20 protein-coding genes are annotated in these 18,121 nt (G+C 58.4%); 12 read left to right on the top strand and 8 right to left on the bottom strand.

The genetic code is table 11. The features are described from left to right. Positions 1-21 precede the first annotated feature (21 nt). Together DXY37_RS07710 and DXY37_RS07705 are read left to right on the top strand one after the other, a co-directional pair. Positions 22-1,311 (top strand): pitrilysin family protein, encoded by a 1,290-nt coding sequence (locus DXY37_RS07710; RefSeq protein WP_115126125.1) that lies wholly within the window; start codon positions 22-24, stop codon positions 1,309-1,311. Beyond that, the gene (locus DXY37_RS07705; protein ID WP_115126124.1) at positions 1,308-2,588 is read left to right on the top strand and encodes a pitrilysin family protein; all 1,281 of its coding nucleotides are present in this window, start codon (positions 1,308-1,310) and stop codon (positions 2,586-2,588) included. The genes DXY37_RS07710 and DXY37_RS07705 overlap by 4 nt, the downstream gene beginning before the upstream one ends. Before the next feature lie 13 nt (positions 2,589-2,601). On the opposite strand, the gene DXY37_RS07700 is transcribed toward DXY37_RS07705, so the two are convergent. Continuing rightward, positions 2,602-2,919 carry a DUF3148 domain-containing protein gene (locus DXY37_RS07700; RefSeq protein ID WP_115126468.1) on the bottom strand — a complete coding sequence of 106 codons (318 nt, stop codon included), beginning with the start codon at positions 2,917-2,919 and terminating at the stop codon, positions 2,602-2,604. A gap of 56 nt (positions 2,920-2,975) precedes the next feature. On the opposite strand from DXY37_RS07700, the gene DXY37_RS07695 reads away from it, so the two are divergent. The 4 genes from DXY37_RS07695 to DXY37_RS07680 are packed head-to-tail and all read left to right on the top strand — an operon-like array spanning position 2,976 to position 7,786. Further along, positions 2,976-3,548, top strand: coding sequence for a biotin transporter BioY (locus DXY37_RS07695; protein WP_115126123.1), 573 nt, complete (start codon positions 2,976-2,978; stop codon positions 3,546-3,548). Positions 3,549-3,562: 14 nt separating this feature from the next. After that, entirely contained in the window at positions 3,563-4,051 is a 489-nt protein-coding gene (gene lspA, locus DXY37_RS07690; RefSeq protein WP_115126467.1) for a signal peptidase II, read from the top strand. Next, positions 4,032-6,191 (top strand): transglycosylase domain-containing protein, encoded by a 2,160-nt coding sequence (locus DXY37_RS07685; RefSeq protein WP_115126122.1) that lies wholly within the window; start codon positions 4,032-4,034, stop codon positions 6,189-6,191. The genes lspA and DXY37_RS07685 overlap by 20 nt, the downstream gene beginning before the upstream one ends. Next, positions 6,188-7,786 carry a YcjF family protein gene (locus tag DXY37_RS07680; protein WP_115126121.1) on the top strand — a complete coding sequence of 533 codons (1,599 nt, stop codon included), beginning with the start codon at positions 6,188-6,190 and terminating at the stop codon, positions 7,784-7,786. Before DXY37_RS07685 ends, DXY37_RS07680 begins: the two co-directional genes overlap by 4 nt. A 90-nt stretch (positions 7,787-7,876) precedes the next feature. Here DXY37_RS07680 and DXY37_RS07675 read toward each other — a convergent pair whose 3' ends face one another. Then, positions 7,877-9,325: an aminotransferase class V-fold PLP-dependent enzyme gene (locus DXY37_RS07675; protein ID WP_115126120.1), complete on the bottom strand. Its 1,449-nt coding sequence runs from the start codon at positions 9,323-9,325 to the stop codon at positions 7,877-7,879. A gap of 36 nt (positions 9,326-9,361) precedes the next feature. Between DXY37_RS07675 and tadA the strand changes: the two genes are divergently transcribed. Further along, positions 9,362-9,895, top strand: a complete 534-nt coding sequence (tadA, locus tag DXY37_RS07670; protein WP_115126119.1) for a tRNA adenosine(34) deaminase TadA — start codon at positions 9,362-9,364, stop codon at positions 9,893-9,895. Here tadA and DXY37_RS07665 read toward each other — a convergent pair. Both DXY37_RS07665 and DXY37_RS07660 read right to left on the bottom strand, forming a co-directional pair. Then, positions 9,837-11,015: an alanine--glyoxylate aminotransferase family protein gene (locus DXY37_RS07665; RefSeq protein WP_115126118.1), complete on the bottom strand. Its 1,179-nt coding sequence runs from the start codon at positions 11,013-11,015 to the stop codon at positions 9,837-9,839. The two genes, tadA and DXY37_RS07665, sit on opposite strands and share 59 nt — an antisense overlap. 111 nt (positions 11,016-11,126) lie before the next feature. Further along, positions 11,127-11,651 carry an allophycocyanin subunit beta gene (locus DXY37_RS07660; protein WP_115126117.1) on the bottom strand — a complete coding sequence of 175 codons (525 nt, stop codon included), beginning with the start codon at positions 11,649-11,651 and terminating at the stop codon, positions 11,127-11,129. A 214-nt stretch (positions 11,652-11,865) separates the two neighbouring features. On the opposite strand from DXY37_RS07660, the gene glnA reads away from it, so the two are divergent. Next, positions 11,866-13,287 carry a type I glutamate--ammonia ligase gene (glnA, locus tag DXY37_RS07655; protein ID WP_067097422.1) on the top strand — a complete coding sequence of 474 codons (1,422 nt, stop codon included), beginning with the start codon at positions 11,866-11,868 and terminating at the stop codon, positions 13,285-13,287. A gap of 89 nt (positions 13,288-13,376) precedes the next feature. On the opposite strand, the gene DXY37_RS07650 is transcribed toward glnA, so the two are convergent. Next, positions 13,377-13,649, bottom strand: a complete 273-nt coding sequence (locus DXY37_RS07650; RefSeq protein WP_115126466.1) for a hypothetical protein — start codon at positions 13,647-13,649, stop codon at positions 13,377-13,379. Positions 13,650-13,799: 150 nt separating this feature from the next. On the opposite strand from DXY37_RS07650, the gene DXY37_RS07645 reads away from it, so the two are divergent. Together DXY37_RS07645 and DXY37_RS07640 are read left to right on the top strand one after the other, a co-directional pair. After that, complete coding sequence (locus DXY37_RS07645) at positions 13,800-14,855, top strand: class I SAM-dependent methyltransferase (protein ID WP_115126116.1); 1,056 nt, start codon at positions 13,800-13,802, stop codon at positions 14,853-14,855. A gap of 85 nt (positions 14,856-14,940) precedes the next feature. After that, a complete protein-coding gene (locus tag DXY37_RS07640) occupies positions 14,941-15,255 on the top strand; it encodes a copper-binding protein (protein ID WP_115126115.1) in 315 nt (104 codons plus the stop codon). Positions 15,256-15,258: 3 nt separating this feature from the next. On the opposite strand, the gene DXY37_RS07635 is transcribed toward DXY37_RS07640, so the two are convergent. Next, complete coding sequence (locus DXY37_RS07635; RefSeq protein WP_136975573.1) at positions 15,259-15,513, bottom strand: hypothetical protein; 255 nt, start codon at positions 15,511-15,513, stop codon at positions 15,259-15,261. A gap of 56 nt (positions 15,514-15,569) precedes the next feature. Here DXY37_RS07635 and DXY37_RS07630 point away from each other — a divergent pair, with 56 nt between their 5' ends. Further along, positions 15,570-15,818: a DUF6439 family protein gene (locus tag DXY37_RS07630; RefSeq protein ID WP_115126113.1), complete on the top strand. Its 249-nt coding sequence runs from the start codon at positions 15,570-15,572 to the stop codon at positions 15,816-15,818. Positions 15,819-15,834: 16 nt separating this feature from the next. Here DXY37_RS07630 and DXY37_RS07625 read toward each other — a convergent pair whose 3' ends face one another. Both DXY37_RS07625 and DXY37_RS07620 read right to left on the bottom strand, forming a co-directional pair. Then, a complete protein-coding gene (locus DXY37_RS07625; RefSeq protein WP_115126465.1) occupies positions 15,835-16,242 on the bottom strand; it encodes an ATP-binding protein in 408 nt (135 codons plus the stop codon). A gap of 66 nt (positions 16,243-16,308) precedes the next feature. Further along, complete coding sequence (locus DXY37_RS07620) at positions 16,309-17,022, bottom strand: GUN4 domain-containing protein (protein ID WP_115126112.1); 714 nt, start codon at positions 17,020-17,022, stop codon at positions 16,309-16,311. Between the two features lie 40 nt (positions 17,023-17,062). Here DXY37_RS07620 and mnmH point away from each other — a divergent pair, with 40 nt between their 5' ends. Further along, positions 17,063-18,118, top strand: coding sequence for a tRNA 2-selenouridine(34) synthase MnmH (mnmH, locus tag DXY37_RS07615; protein WP_115126111.1), 1,056 nt, complete (start codon positions 17,063-17,065; stop codon positions 18,116-18,118). Positions 18,119-18,121: the final 3 nt, after the last annotated feature.

Below are 18,121 nucleotides of genomic sequence, written 5' to 3'. Positions count from 1 at the left end.
TCCGATCCGTAATTGCACAGAATGGGACTTTGCCACGGGACCCTGACTGCGATCCCATCCGGTCCGGTGCTCGAACACCGCACGCTTCACAACGGCAGCAACCTTGTGACTGCCTCCATCCCCGATGCGGCACTCACCTGCCTCGATTTCTGGTGTCGAGGCGGAAGCGCCTGGGAGAGAAGCGGTGAGGAGGGCATGGCTCACTTCCTCGAACACATGGTGTTCAAGGGCAGCCGAAGGCTGGGTCCAGGTGAATTTGACCGGAGAATTGAAGCGCTGGGTGGCAGCAGCAACGCAGCAACTGGATTTGATGACGTGCACTACCACGTGCTTGTGCCCAGCGCGGAATCGAAGGAAGCACTCGATTTACTTCTGGATCTCGTTCTCGATCCGGCTCTCGAGCAGGACAGCTTCTCAATGGAGCGCGAGGTGGTGCTCGAGGAGATCGCCCAGTACAGAGATCAGCCTGATGACCAAGTGCTGCAGACCCTGCTGGAACTCTGCTGTGCTCCCCACTCCTATGGCAGACCCATTCTCGGCTGGGAGAACAGCCTGCGAGAGATGAGCCCTGGTGGGATGAGGAGTTACCACCATCGCAGGTACCAAGGAGCCAACTGCTGCCTCTCGGTAGCTGGAGCCCTCGAGGAGGGTCTGATCAGTCACGTGCTCAGCAGCCCGCTTGCGGCGCTGGACAAATTGATGGACTCCAATAAGAACACAAGGAGCCAATCTTCACTGAGCTTTCACAGCGGACGGCAATGCCGAACGTTCCCTCGACTGGAAGCAGCACGATTGATGATGGTCTGGCCCGTTTCCTCTGCAGACGATCAGCTGGCAATCGCCGGTGCTGATCTGGCCACCACCATCCTTGCCGAGGGTCGGCGCAGCCGGTTGGTGCAGAAGCTGCGCGAAGAGCTTCAAATTGTTGAATCCATCGACATGGATGTCACCACGCTGGAACAGGGAAGCCTGGTGATGCTTGAGGCATGTTGCCCCGCCGAACAGATCGAACGTGTGGAGATGGAAATCCACCAACAGCTGAACAGCAGCTTGACCACGGCCATCACGGATGAGGAATTTCATCGCGCGCTGCAACTGGTCGGCAACGGTCATCGCTTCAGTCTCGAAGCGCCTGGAGCTGTTGCCGCCAGTGCCGGTTCACAGACACTCTGGGGACGACACCGAGACCTTCTGGCTCCACTTCAGGACCTGATGCACTGGAATGCTTCAACGTTGCGGGAACGGGTCATGCCCCTCCTGCAACCCCAACACAGCTTCACCCTGATTGCCCGATCGGAGGACAACGCTTGAGCTCCAGCTGTGATCTCGTTCTCGATCCGGTGACCACGACCGGTGTGCTCTCCGCCAAGCTCTGGATCCGGCGGGGAAGCAGTGCTGATCCGCTCGGGCAGAGGGGCGGGCATCAGCTTTTGGGCTCAGTGCTCAGCCGGGGATGCGGTCCTGTCGATCATCTGCAACTGGCGGATCTCGTTGAAGGCTGTGGCGCCGGTCTTCGTTGTGATACCCATGAAGACGGAATTCTGATCAGTCTCAAGTGCCGCGACATTGATGCCGATCGTTTGTTGCCTGCACTGGGCTGGATGCTGCGCCAGCCGCATCTGGACGAAAGTCAGATCGAACTGGAGCGAGATCTGAGCCTGCAGGCCCTTCAACGACAGAGAGAGGATCCCTTCCATCGCGCCTTTGATGGCTGGAGACAGCTGGCCTATGGCAAGGGTCCCTACGGACACGATCCACTCGGAATCGGTATCGACCTCGAACATCTTCAGAAAGCGCAATTGACCAGCCTTGCCTCAGATCTCGAAAGCCGAGGCTCGGTGCTGGCGCTGTCCGGAACGATTCCTGATCAGGCCCAAGCGCAACTGGTGGACTGGCTCGGCACAAGCAAGAGCGAATCCAGCTCCTCAGAAGCCGGATCAGCGATCCGAGCATCATTGGAATCGGACCATGGCGAAAGACCTTCGCTAGGGCTTCAGTCCCTCGCCACCGAACAGGTGGTGTTGATGCTTGGGCAAGCCGCTCTGCCCCACGGTCACCCGGACGACCTGGCACTGAGGCTGCTCCAGGCCCACCTGGGCTCAGGCATGTCCAGCCTGTTGTTCCGACGGCTTCGGGAGGAGCATGGCGTTGCTTACGACGTGGGTGTCCATCACCCGGCACGCGCTGGAGCGGCACCCTTCGTGATGCATGCCTCAACCGGAGTCGACAGGGCGGAACTATCGCTCGAACTCCTGCTTAAAAGTTGGATTGAGCTAATGGAGACGAGCATTTCTGAGGTCGATCTCAAGCTCGCCAAGGCCAAATTCAAGGGGCAGCTGGCTCACGGCTCCCAGACCACTGGCCAGAGGGCGGAGCGGAGAGCGCAACTTCGTGGTCTGAATCTCCCTGATGACCATGACCAGAGCTGCCTCAACCAACTAGATCAGCTGCGGGCCAGTGATCTGCGTGACGCAGCAGGACGCCATTTGCAGAGTCCGCAACTCAGCTTGTGCGGCCCCGCGGAAACCCTGGCATCTCTGGAGAAACAATGGACCCTCAGCGCTTTTGCTGAAGGCAACGCGCCTTGATCAGTCAGACGGATCAGTCGGATGGATCAGCAGATGCATGCGTCTCTGATAAAGCATCGGAGTCCGATAAGCCTGCTGAGTCCGATGGGGCATCCTGATCCGAGACTTTGTTCAAGTCTTGGCTCACAAGCGTGAGTTGCTCGATCGACAGCAAAAACGTGCCCCTGGCAAAGCGCACCGCCGCAGTTTCAGCCGGCTGCAGTGCCATGACCCTGCCGATCTCGTTGTGGGCCACAAGATCAGGAGGTCTGAGCATCGGCATTGGATCAGCTGTTTTTAAAAAGGTCTGAGGGCGAACCAGTCGCACCTGGTCACCAATGGAAACGGACATCTCTGCTGGGCAATGCATCTCTCTTACAGCAAGATGGAGCGAGCTGACGATTGCCCGTGCGGGCACTGGCCACCTGGAGCGGCGCTCTTGCCGGATTGCTTCTGATCCTGGTTGGAAGCCTGATTCCGACTTCCCTGCTTCTGCCTCTGCCTGAATTACCCCCGGCTCTGCTGGGTCTACCCAGCACCTGGCAGGTTCCGGCACTACTCGTCTGTGCCCTTGTAGCGGGTCCACGAGCGGGCGTGATCGCTTCAGTGGCTTATCTGACCATCGGCTTGGTGGACCTGCCTGTTTTCCACGGAGGTGGTGGTTTCGCTTACGTACTGAATCCTGGATTCGGATATCTGGCTGGATTCGTCCCTGCCGCCTGGTTGACCGGTCGGTTGGCCCAGCAGAACGGCATGAATGACATCGCCAGACTGACTCTGGCAGCCATGGCCGGCCTGCTGACCATCCAGGTCTGCGGTCTGCTCAATCTTGTTCTGGGAGCTGCACTGAATCGCTGGAATGAACCCCTGATCGAGCTTGTGTTCGGGTACAGCCTCGGGCCCCTGGCAGCCCAGCTCGCCCTGTGTTGCGCCGCTGGGCTGATCGCACGCGTGACCCGTCGTGTGCTCTGGGTGGAATGATCCGAAACCATGCCATGAACAGCCGACCAGCTCAAAGCATGCGACGCGGCAGCGTCGTTGCGCTCAGTGTGCTCATGGTGGTGCTGGATCAGCTAAGCAAGCACTGGGCCCGAGGAACCCTGCTCTCAGGGGAGACGAGGACCTTCATTCCCGGATTGCTGAAACTGAATCTGGTGCGCAACACCGGTGCTGCCTTCAGTCTGTTCCGAGATTCCTCCCTGATCCTGGGGATTCTCAGCCTGGTGGTCGCCGTCGGCGTGAGCATCTGGATCTGGCGGGAGGCCAGAAGAGGTCTCTGGATGGGGCTTGCCCTCGGCTTTCTGCTCGGAGGCACGATTGGCAATGGCATCGACCGCTGGCGTCTTGGCCATGTGACCGATTTTCTCGAACTGGTGCCGATCCAGTTTCCGATTTTCAACTGGGCGGATATCGCCATCAACCTGGCAGTCCTCTGCTTTGCCATCGACGCTTTTAGCAACAGACATGAGCAGAGCAACGGCTGAACCAAGTGGATTAGCCCTGCTGACGATTCATCAGCAGGATCGCTCTGAGCGCACCCTGCCTCTGCACGGCGAGGGCTATCGAATTGGACGCGATCCAAACGTGGAGATCCGCATCGACCATGCGGCAGTCAGTCGCCTACATGCGCTGCTACAGAAGCAAGGCCGACACTGGATTCTCAAGGATCAAGGGTCAACCAACGGGCTGTGGTGGCAAGGGCGACGTGTGCAACAACTGGTGCTCCAAAACGGCGATTGCATCAGGTTTTCCCCGACCCAAGACACCAATACCCCCTGGATTGGTTTTGAGAACCCGAGCCAACGATTGCATCAGCGCATTCGGAAGTCATTGGGGATCTGCATCCTGGGCTGCCTGGGCGGGGCAGGACTGCTCCTAGCTCTGGCCACCATCAACTTGCCGGTGCGTGGACGACTGGCCAGCGTTCGCGGACCACTGGCCATCTACGACGGCAACAACAAACCGCTCAAGTCGGTGGATTCCAATCGACACCGTGAACTGAACAGCCTTGACGCATTTTCTCCGTTGTTGGTCGATGCCTTGCTCAGCAGTGAGGACAACCGCTTCTGGTGGCATCCAGGGGTTGATCCGATCGGAAGCTTGCGTGCCTTCGCCGCCAACCTGGCCGGCGGACGAGTTCTCGAAGGTGGCAGCAGCCTCACCCAGCAATTGGCTCGGAGCCTCTACCCCAACTTGGTCGGAGAGGGCGACACCCTGGGCCGTAAATGGCGCGAACTACTCGTGGCGCTGCAACTGGAAAGCCGTTTCAGCAAAGGCGAGCTGCTGCTGAGCTACCTCAACAGGGTCTACCTCGGGGTGGGCTGGGGATTCGAAGACAGCGCTCAGACCTTTTTTGATCAATCAGCGTCTGATCTGAGCGTTGAACAAGCCGCTCTGCTTGTGGGACTGTTGCCATCACCCAATGGTCACGATCCCTGCCGTCACCCCCAGCGAGCCCTTGAAGCTCGCAACCGCGTGCTCAACAAGATGGCGGATTCCGGTCGACTTTCACTCGACGCCGCTCGTCTGGCACGACGTCAACCCATCCAGCTCGCACCCGAGGCCTGCAGCAGGACTTCTCTGACCCGATCAGCACCCTTTTACACCGATCAGGTGCGCAGGGACCTGACGGCACTTGTGGGTCCGGAGGTTGCCGCTGAAGGGAATTTCCTGATCGAAACCCACCTTGACCCCGTGCTGCAGTCGGTTATTGAACGACAACTGCGCAATGTGGTCAGCAATGCGGGAGGACTCGGAGTGAGTGAAGGGGCCGCCGTGGTGATCGACAGCAGCACAGGCGGAGTCCTGGCGATCGCCGGCGGACGTGACTATCGCTTCAGTCAGTTCAATCGTGCCTCCATGGCCATGAGGCAGCCTGGCAGCACCTTCAAGCTGATGACTTACCTGGCGGCCCTGGAAAGGGGAATCAAACCCAGCGAAACCATTGACTGCAGTCCTCTGAACTGGAGAGGGCAACGCTTTGAAAGCAGCTGCAAAGGTCGCCTCAGCCTCACCAACGCCTTTGCATCCAGCAACAACACTGCGGCTCTGCGCCTTGCACAGCGGGTGGGACTTGAACAGGTGGTTCGCCAAGCCAGAGCCCTGGGCATCACCACACCGCTTGATCCAGTTCCTGGACTCGCACTCGGCCAGAGCGAAGTGCGACTGATTGAGCTGACTGGAGCCTATGCAGCCATTGTCAACAAGGGGGAATGGAGACCCCCCAACACGATTCGTCGTCTGCTCGATGCGGAAACATGTCGCGAGGACAATCTGCGTAGCTGCGGAAGCCTTGCTGGCGATGATCAGCGCCAGGTGAACACTGGACGCCAGGCTGTACGCAGCGACAGTGCGGCTCAGATGCAGGCCTTGCTGCGCGCGGTTGTGCGCAGTGGCACCGGCACTGCTGCATCGCTAGGGGGACAGGAAGGCGGCAAAACCGGAACCACCAATGAAGGCCGGGATCTACTGTTCGTGGGCTATGAACCCTCGCGGCGCTGGGTGCTTGGCATCTGGCTCGGCAATGACGACAACAGCCCCTCCAAAAGCTCCAGCGCCCTTGCGGCATCGCTCTGGGCTGACATCATCCGCGCGGCGGGACGAGGAGGGCTCAACGGCGGATGAAGGGATCGACACGCTGGATTCTGTTTGGAGCCGCCGGTCTGATCGCCCTCATGGTGATTGGCCTTGTACTGCAGGGAATCCGAAACCTGCTCTGGGATCTGAGTTACTGGCTGCCTCCCTGGCTGGTCGGCCCGGTGCTGCTGATCGGAACGGTTCTGCTGGTGGCGGTCGTCATTCAGGTTGGCCTGCCATGGCTGCGTCAGTGGCGCACACAGCGTCAACGTCGGGACGCGTCATCGCCTCAGGACAGACCGGCACCGACGAGCAGTCGAGATGCAGCAGAACAGAGCCTGTCAAGCGTGGATCGTCTGCTGGAACGACTTCAGAACGATGTGGCACGTGAGTCTCTCCTGCAGGAACGGCAACGGGTCGCCAGGGAACTGGAACGCGGTGATCTCGTACTTGTGGTCTTCGGTACCGGCTCCAGTGGCAAGACGTCTCTTATCCGAGCCCTGCTCAAAGAGATCGTCGGCGATGTCGGTGCCGCCATGGGTTCCACCAGTGAAAGTCGCAGCTACCGGCTCCGGCTAAAAGGTCTCGAGCGTGGGGTGCTTCTGGTGGACACGCCGGGAATCCTTGAAGCAGGACAGGAAGGGAGGGGACGCGAGCAAGAAGCACGTCGCCAAGCCAGCAGAGCCGATCTCATGATCGTTGTGGTGGATGGCGATCTGCGCAAGAGCGAACTCAATGTGGTTCAGAGCCTGTCAGGACTGGGCAAGCGTCTCGTGCTGGTGCTCAATAAATGTGATCTCAGAGGTGAGGAGGAGGAACGCCGGTTGCTTCAGTTATTGCGGCAACGCTGCGAGGAATGGCTGCAACCGAACGATGTCATTCCTGCCAGTGCACGCCCCCAGTCTCTGCCTCGCCCTGGCCAACGGCCCGTTCAGCCACCAGCCGAGATCGGGCTGCTGGTGAGACGGTTAGCCGCAGTGCTGCATGCTGATGGCGAGGAACTCCTGGCAGACAACATCCTCTTGCAATGCAAAGATCTGGGCTCGGCTGGTCGGGATCTGCTCGACCGGCAGCGCACCGATGAAGCCCAGAGAATCATTGATCGCTACACGTGGATCAGTGCGGGTGTCGTCGCCGCCACACCACTGCCTGGAGTGGATTTACTGGGCACCGCTGCTGTGAATGCCCAGATGGTGATGGAATTGGGAGCGGTGTATGGCATCCAACTGACCCGGAGCAGGGCTCAGGAGCTGGCCGTCTCAGTGGGTCGCACCCTTGCGGGGCTGGGTGTCGTCAAAGGCGGAGTGGCTCTGATCGGCACCGCACTGAGTGTGAACCTGCCGACCCTGTTACTCGGTCGGGCGGTGCAGGGTGTGGCAGCCGGATGGCTCACCAGAATCGCGGGTGCCAGTTTCATGACCTATTTCCAACAGGATCAGGACTGGGGCGATGGCGGAGTTCAGGACGTGGTTCAGCACCACTACGAGCTCAACCAGCGGGATCGCTCCCTGCAAGACTTTCTGCAGGCGGCACTGCGGCGGGTGGTGGAGCCCCTCCAGCAGGAGGCAAAGAAACGACTTCCGCCCCGGCCAGGGCCTCGGGCGGCGGAGGACGCATCGGACCGCGGCTATCGAGAACTGTGATCAGACCGAGATACAACACACCAATCAGCACTGACATGGCTCCGGTCACGATGGCAACCCAGCGTCCTCGCTTGTTCTGAGCTACTGGCATCACACCATCTCCCGTGAGCAATCGTTCAGATCGGCCGCCAGTTGGTCGATCAGCGCATTGGAGGTGTGGGGGTTACCGAGCACGACTTTGATGCGATGCCGCCCTTGATGAACGGGCCTGGACACCATGATCTGCCGATCCAGCAGCCGTTGTCGCACAGCCGCTGTCCAGTGATCGCAACGCGCTGGATCAGCTCCAAGCGGAGCACAGGCCAGTAAGTGCAGGGGGCCTGATGTGACCTCCAAGACAGAGGAGTCAAGACCCTGTTCCAGGTGCTGACGTCTCAACAGAGCCTTCTCCAGCACTGCATTGATCCCCTGCTCACCCAGTTGACGCAACCCAAGCCAGAGCTTGAGGATCTCTGCAGGGCGACTTCCCTGGAGACCCAGTTCACCACCATGGGCAACAGCGAAGGCGGGCTCCATGTAGGGGAGGCCAGTGTGGAATGTCTCCTGAAGAGCTGACTGCTCTCGAACCAGCAGGAGCGACGAGGTCTTGGCGATTCCGAGCAGCTTCTGAGGGTTCACGGTGATGGAATCGGCCTGGTCAAGCCCAGCCATCAGGCTCGCGGTGCCAGGACACAGTGCAAAAACAGCACCAATCGCTCCATCCACGTGCAGCCAGAGGCCCTGGTCCTTGCAGAACTGAGCCAGAGCGGGAATCGGATCGATCGCTCCACGAACGGTGGTGCCAGCTGTCGCCACTACTGCGATGCAAGGCCTGTTGTTCTGCTTCAGCTCCTGCAGATGCTCTTGCAGGTCTGCAATCAGCATGCATCCCCGGGAATCCACAGGAACACGCCGTATGCCGTCAGGCCTGAGCCCCATAACTCTGGCCGCCTTCTCCAGTGACACGTGGGCGTCATCACTGATCAGGATCACCGCATTTGGGTCATGGTCCAGCCCCATCCGATGACGGGCCGTCACCAGAGCGGTGAGATTGCTGAGGGAGCCTCCGCTCGCGGCGACTCCACCAGCGCTATCGGGCAATTCAAAACGTGCAGCGAACCAGCTGCAGAGTTGACGCTCCAGTTGACTGAGGCTGGGTGAGAGTTCCTCTGCCAGCAGGTTGTTGTTGAGTCCGGCACAGATCAGTTCGGCAGCGATCGATGCCGTGTTCGGAGGAGGGTCCAGATGCGCGAGGGCGCCAGGATGGTTGGGCTGGTAAGCACCATCCATCAACTGCTGAAGGTCATCCAGCAGCCGGTCCGCCCCGACACCCTGAGGCTCTGGGAACGCCTCGGGGAGCAGCCGCAGAGCTGGCAGCGGCGATCGTTTGGAAGCTGAACCGAGCCACTCACACAGGCGAGCGCTGGCCTCCTCCAGGAACCGCTGCAACAGCGGATCCAAGGCCTCTGAAGAGGCAAATGCGGACAGTTCCGTCGCAGTCGATGCCGCCGATGAAGTCCTGGAGGATCCGAACAAGGAGGAAGCGGAAGGAACAGCCATTCTCACCTGCGATGGCACATTGGACGCCTCTGCACGATGGGGTTGGAGGTGCGACTGACACCAGTCGAACTGGAGAACACCGAGATCCATGCCTGGATGCAGCGCCTGCTCAAGCGAGCAGAGCGTCTTGGTGCATCGGGAGAGATCCCTGTCAGTGCAGTGGTGCTGGATGCGCAAGGACGATGCATCGGCCACGGCAGCAATCGACGCGAATGGGCTTCCGATCCACTCGGGCATGCGGAACTCGTGGCTCTGCGACAGGCATCCTTAATCCTTGGCGACTGGCGACTGAATCAATGCACTTTGATCGTGACGCTGGAACCCTGTCCGATGTGCGCAGGAGCTCTGGTCCAGGCACGCATTGGTCAGGTGATCTATGGAGCGCACGATCCCAAACGTGGTGGCATGGGAAGCACAATTGACCTCTCCAAACATCCCAGTGCGCACCATCACATGCAGGTGATTGGGGGCGTGATGGAACCTGAAGCATCCGCTTTGCTGGGGCGCTGGTTCAGGCAGCGACGGAAGCGTTCTGGCGGAACCGAGGCAGTTCGGTTTCGAACAGATTGAGCAGACGATCCACATTTTCAGGAGTGGAGTTGTAGCCCATCAGACCGATCCGCCAGATCTTGCCGGCAAGCACACCGAGTCCACCACCGACTTCGATGCCGTGGCTGTTGAGAAGGTGAGAAGAGAAAGCTTTGCCGTCCACATCCTCGGGAATGCGAACCGTGGTGAGCGTCGGCAATCGCAGCTCTTCAGGCACATGCATTTCCAGACCGAGTGATTCAAGGCCAGTCCAGAGGGCTTGCGCGTTGCGGCGGTGACGGGCCCAGGCGTTGTCCAGTCCTTCTTCGGCCAGAAGACGAAGCGCTTCACGCATGCCGAAGTTCATGTTGACGGGGGCGGTGTGGTGGTACACGCGGTCGCTCCCCCAGTACTGGTTCAACAGAGAAACATCCAGGTACCAGTTGGGGACTTTGTCTTGACGTGCAGCCAGCTTGGCCTCTGCACGCGGACCCATCGTGAAGGGACCGAGGCCTGGAGGGCAGCTGAGACCTTTCTGGCTGCAGCTGTAGGCCAGATCAACCTTCCAAGCATCCAGGTAAAGCGGAACGCCACCGAGGGAGGTCACCGTGTCGAGCAGGAGCAAGCAATCGTGCTCTCGGCACAGATCACCGATTCCTTCCATCGGCTGACAAATGCCGGTGGACGTTTCGGCATGGACCATCGCCAAGATTGCAGGCTTGTACTTCTTGATCCCCGCTTCGATCTCTTCAAGACTGAATGCCTCACCCCAGGGCTTCTCAATCACCTGAACGTTGGCGCGGTAACGACCGGCCATGTCCAACAGGCGATTCCCGAAGTATCCCTTCACAGCCACCAGAACCGTATCCCCGGGTTCGATGGTGTTAGCCAGCGTGGCTTCCATGGCTGAACTACCAGTACCGCTCATCGGCAGGGTTAAACGGTTATCGGTCTGCCAGGCGTACCGCAAGAGCTCCTGCACCTCTCCCATCAGCTCCACGTAAAGCGGATCGAGGTGACCGATTGGCGTGCGAGAAAGCGCTTGAAGAACTGTGGGATGGGCATTGGAGGGTCCGGGACCCAGCAACAAACGGTCGGGTGTGTCAATCGGGCCGATGGAGGATCGATGGCACGAGTCAACCGAAGGATGAGGGTGTGTCATCGGCGAAGCCGGAACCGGAAATCAATGGCGAGAAGCCTACGCATCAATCGGTGAGAAATTGGCCACAAACAGATACTCCGACGCCGCTTGAAATGATTCGGAGACTTTCGATCAGCGCTGACGTACGTCGCTGGCCGCAAGACCGGAGGCCATGTGCTCAAACGGCTGACGCACAAGGCCGCAACGATCCTGAGGAACACCATCATTCAGAAGGCGTTCACACAGGACATCAGCCAGAAGCACCATGCTCCTGACAGTTGGTCCGGTTGGAACACCAAGACTCTTGTAGGTGTCGTCGAGACCGTTCAGGACGCGCTCGTTGAGAATCGTGCTGTCGCCAGCGATTAAGGAGTAGCTGGCGTAACGGAGGAAATAATCCATATCCCTCAGGCAGGCAGCGAGACGACGAGTTGTGTAGGCATTCCCGCCAGGAAGTAACAGTTCCGGATCCGCCTGGAAGAGTCTTTGACTGGCTTCACGCACCAGCTCGGAAGCTTCACGGTTGATGATTTCAACGGCCAAAACACGCACTTCGGCTTCATCGAAGTAGCTCTCGATGCGATCGATCGCAGAACGATCGAGATAGCGACCCAGCTGGTCGTACTGCCCGATCAGCCCGGTGATGGCATCGCGCATGCAAGCCCTGTCCACGTTGGTTGGAAGGTAACACCGACAAAGCGATGAAACCTTCTTCAGCAAAGGCGATCAAAGCAATCTGACAGAAACGGTTACTAAGTGGCTCTCTGAAGCCACCAACTGAGAAGGAAGGCAAAAAGGTGCCCGTTGATACAAAACAGCTGCGGATCGATATCTACGGTCGGTGCGACTTGTATGGGCTCGATTCCCCGCCATGGCCAAAACTGCCCAGGACGTGCTTCGTCAGATCAAGGATGAAGGCATCGAACTGATCGACCTCAAGTTCACGGACCTGCACGGCAAGTGGCAGCACCTCACCGTCTGTCAGGACCTGATCGAACCTGAATCGTTCACGGAAGGCCTGGCCTTCGATGGATCATCGATCCGAGGCTGGAAAGCGATCAACGCCTCCGACATGGCCATGGTGCCCGATCCTGCAACCGCCTGGATCGATCCCTTTTACAGGCATAAAACCCTGAGCATGATCTGCTCGATTCAGGATCCGCGCACAGGAGAAGCCTACGAGCGCTGTCCCAGAGCACTTGCCCAGAAAGCACTCGCTTACCTGGCCAGCACGGGTCTTGCTGACACAGCGTTCTTCGGTCCAGAACCGGAGTTTTTCCTTTTCGACGACGTGCGTTACAACTCCGCTGAAGGCGGATCCTTCTACAGCGTTGACACCATCGAGGCCGGCTGGAACACAGGGCGGGTCGAAGAAGGCGGAAACCTCGCTTACAAGATCCAGGAGAAGGAGGGATATTTCCCCGTTGCTCCGAACGACACCGCCCAAGACATCCGCTCGGAAATGCTGCTGATGATGGCTCAGCTGGGCATTCCCATCGAAAAGCACCACCATGAAGTGGCCGGAGCTGGTCAGCACGAACTTGGCATGAAGTTCGCCGAGCTGATTCAGGCGGCCGACAACGTGATGACGTACAAGTACATCGTGCGCAATGTCGCCAAGAAGTACGGAAAAACGGCCACTTTCATGCCCAAGCCAGTCTTCAACGACAACGGCTCAGGCATGCACGTGCACCAAAGCCTCTGGAAAGGAGGACAACCGCTGTTCTTCGGGGAAGGGACCTACGCAAACCTTTCGCAGACTGCACGCTGGTACATCGGCGGGATCCTCAAGCACGCTCCCTCATTCCTCGCCTTCACCAACCCCACTACCAACAGCTACAAGCGACTGGTTCCTGGCTTTGAAGCTCCAGTCAACCTGGTGTATTCGGAAGGCAACCGCTCCGCGGCCGTTCGCATTCCTCTCACCGGCCCCAGCCCGAAAGCCAAGCGACTTGAGTTCCGCTCCGGCGACGCTCTGGCCAATCCCTACCTCGCCTTCAGCGCGATGATGATGGCCGGCATCGACGGCATCAAGAATCAGATCGACCCCGGAGACGGCGTGGACGTTGACCTGTTCGAACTCGCCGCTGATGAACTGAAGAAGATTGCCACTGTGCCTGCATCCCTGAATGGGGCGCTCGAAGCTCTGAACGCAGACCACCACTACCTGCTGGAAGGTGGAGTGTTCACCAAGGATTTCATCGACAACTGGATCGACCTGAAATATGAAGAGGTTCAGCAGCTGCGCCAGCGCCCGCACCCACACGAATTCGTGATGTACTACGACGCTTAATTGGTCATTTATCGACAGCTTCTGTTGTTCAAAAAGGAGCTACGGCTCCTTTTTTTGTGGCCATCGTGAGCACTTAGCGACAGGTCACTTCAGGCGTGCCTTAACTGAGCCATGGCGCTGTCATGCAGTTGCTTGGCATGCAGACGGCGGCGAGCACACACCTGTTGCTGAGCTAGAGCGCTGCGTTGATCAAGCCGATCAGGATGGCCTTCAACTTGAGCATGGGCTGCTTGCTGCCTCAGCACGTCATGGGCATGGTGCTCCGCCCAGGCCAGGAATTCTGCGGCCGCACGCTGCCGGCGCTCCAGCACATTGCCCGAATACATCGCCATGGTCCCGGCGGTGGTGATCTCAACGGCCATCGAGAGCTCCTGAAGTACCTCAGTCAATTCTGTAGCAACGGCTACCATTTTTACAGGGGCTTCACATAACTTTCGTGATCACTGCGGCAAAAACCCACAACGGCGTTCGCAATCCATTGAAATGAGGCGGCTTGGATCTCAATCCTTTTCATGGCGCCCAGCTTCACTGAAATCGCTTACCGGACCATGCAACAGGGCCGCAGCCTTGCTGGCCTGGTCCACAAGGAACTGAGCACCAAAGTGATGGAAGTGGTGGCGCCTGATGTGGTGCCCAAAACGGAACCTGTTCCCAGCGAAATGATGGACGCGCTGCGTGAATCGCTGGATGAGCTGCATCAGCGTGACTGGCAGGATTCTGAGTCCGGGGTTTACCCCCAGTCCCTACTTTTTGATATCCCTTGGTTGGAATGGGCCGAACGCTATCCACGCGTGTGGCTGGACCTGCCTTCCAACTGGGCCAGAAGGCGTGCCAGAGACGTCAAGGACATTCCTGATCTGGCCAATCGCGATCTCTATCCCGACTATTACCTCCAGAATTTTCACCATCAAACCGATGGTTACCTCAGCGATCACTCCGCCGAGCTGTACGACCTTCAGGTCGACATCCTGTTCAATGGAGCCGCTGATGCCATGCGGCGCCGGATCCTCCCTTCACTGCGACAAGGGTTGAAGCGATTTGCAGATCGTGCACCGGGAAGTCTGCGCATCCTTGATGTCGCGACCGGCACGGGCAGAACATTGCATCAGATTCGTGCTGCGCTGCCGCACGCCACTCTTGTGGGAGTGGACCTTTCAGAGGCCTATCTGCGCCAGGCCAATCGCTGGTTGAACCAATCCAACAAACCACTGGTGCAGCTGGTTCAGGGAAACGCAGAGCGTATGCCCTTCGATGACGCTGGTTTCCAAGCCATCACCTGCGTGTTCCTGTTTCACGAACTGCCAGCCGATGCCCGGCAGGCAGTGCTTCAGGACTGTTACCGCCTGCTTGAGGCTGGCGGAGTTCTGGTTTTGGCTGATTCAGTGCAATTGAAGGATTCGCCACAGTTCGACATTGCCATGGACAATTTCAGACGCGTTTTTCACGAGCCCTATTACCGCAATTTCATCAGTGATGACATTGACCAGCGCCTCAAAGATGCTGGCTTCAGTGATGTGCAAGCCGAATCTCATTTCATGACCAGGGTGTGGACAGCCACGAAGAATTAATCATCTCAACACAGTGATTCCCTGACATAGACGCTTGCAGGGCCACAGCAACCCCATATGGTGCAAGGACTCAGGGACTCCGTCCATGTCGAATCCTTTTCGGATCCGCTGGTTGCGGGGATGGACCTTTCAGATCGTTTTTATGGAAGGCAAGGTTCAAGTTGAAGCTCAAGGTTTTGGGATCTGTCTGAGAACAGCACTGAATCCCGGTGAAAGCCCAACTGCTGCTGCGGATCGTCTAGTGCTTGCGGAGGATCGCCGTCGTCGTGCCCTCCATCAGGCCTGGATCAAAGGTCAAGCCCTACCTTCCGCCAACGAAGGCCAGCCTCACCCCGAAGAGCGACCTCAGGAGGCACCGGATTCCCTTGTTGTGGTCGATAGCGCAGCAGTGGCAGCCTGAGGCTCAGCGAGTCAGCCACCACCCCAACACCAAAGCCGGTCCTCCCCAGCGCAGAGCCCTCCAGAAACGCTGACCACGTTCTGGTGTGAGCAGCCAATTGAGAGCTTCTGGATCCGACTCCATCAATTGACGAAGCAGTCGACGCTGTTGAATTCGACGGCTCGAGCGTCGATCCTTCGCCTCCCAAGATCTGGGCTGATTGCGGAGAAGAGAGCGCAGTCCATGCAAACCTCCCCGACTGTGAAGCTGCCTGTTCACCACCACCAGCGATCACAGCAGTCAGGATAGAGAGCCCACGCTGATCCAACGCCAACGTGTCCGCGAAAAAATGGCCAGAACAGGCGATTGAACAGGCCTTGTCTCTGCATCAGAGCCTCAGTATCAGTGATCGTGAATGGCACAGGCTCAAAGCCGATGCGGATCGACGCGGAGCAGAATTGCTAGCTGCGGCACTGGCGCAGCTGCTGCAAAACGGACGAAATCATGATGTAGAAGCCTTGACTCAGCAGGCTCTGGGCTGGATCAGGGGAGAGCTGAAAGACCCTGGCTGCCCTAGGCACTGATGGCCCGTTGGCTGGATCAAGGACGCCGGCAGGCCAACTGCACCCTGTTGCCTCGACGGCTCCAGCGTATGTCGTCAAAACACTGATGCATCAGAAACAGACCACGACCTTGATTGGCATCGACTTGATCCGGCAAACACCCCTGCCTGGCATCACTCGAAAGACCATCGCCTTCATCCTGGATCTGCCAAATCAACCAATTCGGCGTGAGAATCCGACGGATCCGCAGGCACTTGCGAGGGTCTCCCTCATTGCCGTGACGCACGGCATTGACCAAGGCTTCCTGAAGACCCAGTTGCAAGCGACACGAGGTCTCATTGCAGTCAACAGGTTCCAGCAACAGCTCCATCAATGGACTGAGCTGAAAGGTTGACGGAAGGATGAAATCAGCCCACCGAAACGAAGGTAGAAATCGGCTGAACATCAGCACTGTTTCATCCTTTTCGACCTTACCGGCCTGCTGAGGTTCTGCCAGAGGAATTCGACGGTGTCAGGACCTGCTCGCCAGACCGGGATGCTGAAGAAGAGCATCCATCAAGCGGACACCCCTGAGCTGGTTCACCAATGGCATGTGTCCTTCTGGTGCATCCATGCACCACTGAAAACTGCCGGGATAACGGGTCCAGACACCATCGTTTTTCCAGCCGATCTTCGGCCAGAGCCTGTCGTAACGACCGCCGAGTGCACCAAGCAATCGAGATTGCACCGTAAATCCGAAACGTCCCTGGGAGTAGGCGATCCAGAGCCTATCGATGGTGGTCAGATCCACCGGTTTGATCGAAGGGACTTCGCTGAAATACACGTATCCCCGTTCCACCGCCTGCTCACCGGCCAGCTGACGCAGTGCGCAACTGGTGAGGCGATCAGCCTCCTCAAACTCTTCCTTCAGCAATGCACGTTGGAGATCTGAGTAGTCGATCCCGCAGGACGACGGCATCTGGAACCAACCGCCGGAGACACCTGGAATGGCGTCCAGAGTCTCGGGGTGGTGACGCTGAAGGATCTGCAAGATCCAGCCCGCTCCCCAGTCATCACCCTCTGGGGAGTAAGCCTTGAGGGCAACATCTGCTTTTCCTGAAAGCTGCTCTGAGACCTTTTCCAGCGCTGAAGCCGTAGAACGCTTCTGACGCGATGATCCGGAAACCAGTCGGTCCAGCAACTGATCAATGCCGAGTTGTGTGGAGGGAGGTCGTCCGGAAAGCATGGCGATGTGCCGGCACCGACTGGCTCAGCATTGGCCCACTATGTCAGGCATGGGCAACAGCATCGTGGCCGGTCTCAACAGCTTTCGCACGTCGCAGGGAACCATCGTCGATGTGAGAACACCCTCTGAATTTGCTCAAGGTCACTGGCCAGGCGCTGTCAACATCCCCCTGTTCACAGATGAACAGCGTCATCTGGTGGGCCTGAACTACAAGCAAGAGGGTCGACTCGCAGCGATCCAACTCGGTTTAAAGCTCTGCGGTCCCTCTCTGGCCGAGTTATCGATTGCACTCACAACGGCAGCCGCTGGACCCGCAAATCCCTTGAGGATCTACTGCTGGCGTGGAGGAATGCGGTCCAACAGCATGGGATGGCTGGCTGGCCTGAGCGATCACCCCGTCATGGTGCTGGAGGGGGGTTACAAGAGTTATCGCCGATGGGTGCTGGAGTGCTTCGAGCAGACGTGGCCCTTGCGGGTGCTCGGGGGCAGAACAGGAACTGGCAAAACGGACCTGCTGCTGGAGCTGAACCAACAGGGCGTTGGTGTAATCGATCTTGAGGGTCTCGCCAATCACCGCGGCAGCAGTTTCGGCAATCTGGGGCTGCCGCCTCAACCGACCAGCGAGCACTACGAAAACAAACTTGCGGAATGCCTGGAGGGTTTGCGCCACATAGGAGTGCAGGAGATCTGGCTAGAGGCCGAAAGCATCCAGGTCGGCCGCTGCAGGATTCCCAAAGGGCTGTTTAATCAGATGCAAACGTCTCCAGTCCTAGAAATCCAGCGCAGTGACCAGGAACGCGTGGAGCGACTTGTGAAGGTCTACTCGTGTCATCAGCGAGCCGAACTGCGGCAAGCCACAGAACGGATTCAAAAACGCCTTGGTCCTCAGCGCACACGACAGGCGATTGAAGCGATCGAATCCCAGAACTGGGATGTGGCCTGTGAAGCCATGCTCGATTACTACGACAGCTGTTATGACCGTGAACTTGAGCGTTCACCAGCGAGATCCTCGGTGAATCTGCAGGGACTAACCAGTGAGCAAGCAGCCAGACTGCTTCTGGATCAAGGGCACGTCATCCCTGGGATCTCCAACTAAGAT

The sequence above is a fragment of the Synechococcus sp. GEYO genome (assembly GCF_900473955.1).
GTDB lineage: Bacteria > Cyanobacteriota > Cyanobacteriia > PCC-6307 > Cyanobiaceae > Synechococcus_C.
The sequence above is the reverse complement of the archived record's forward strand: the minus strand, read 5'-3'. Positions and strand labels throughout refer to the sequence as shown.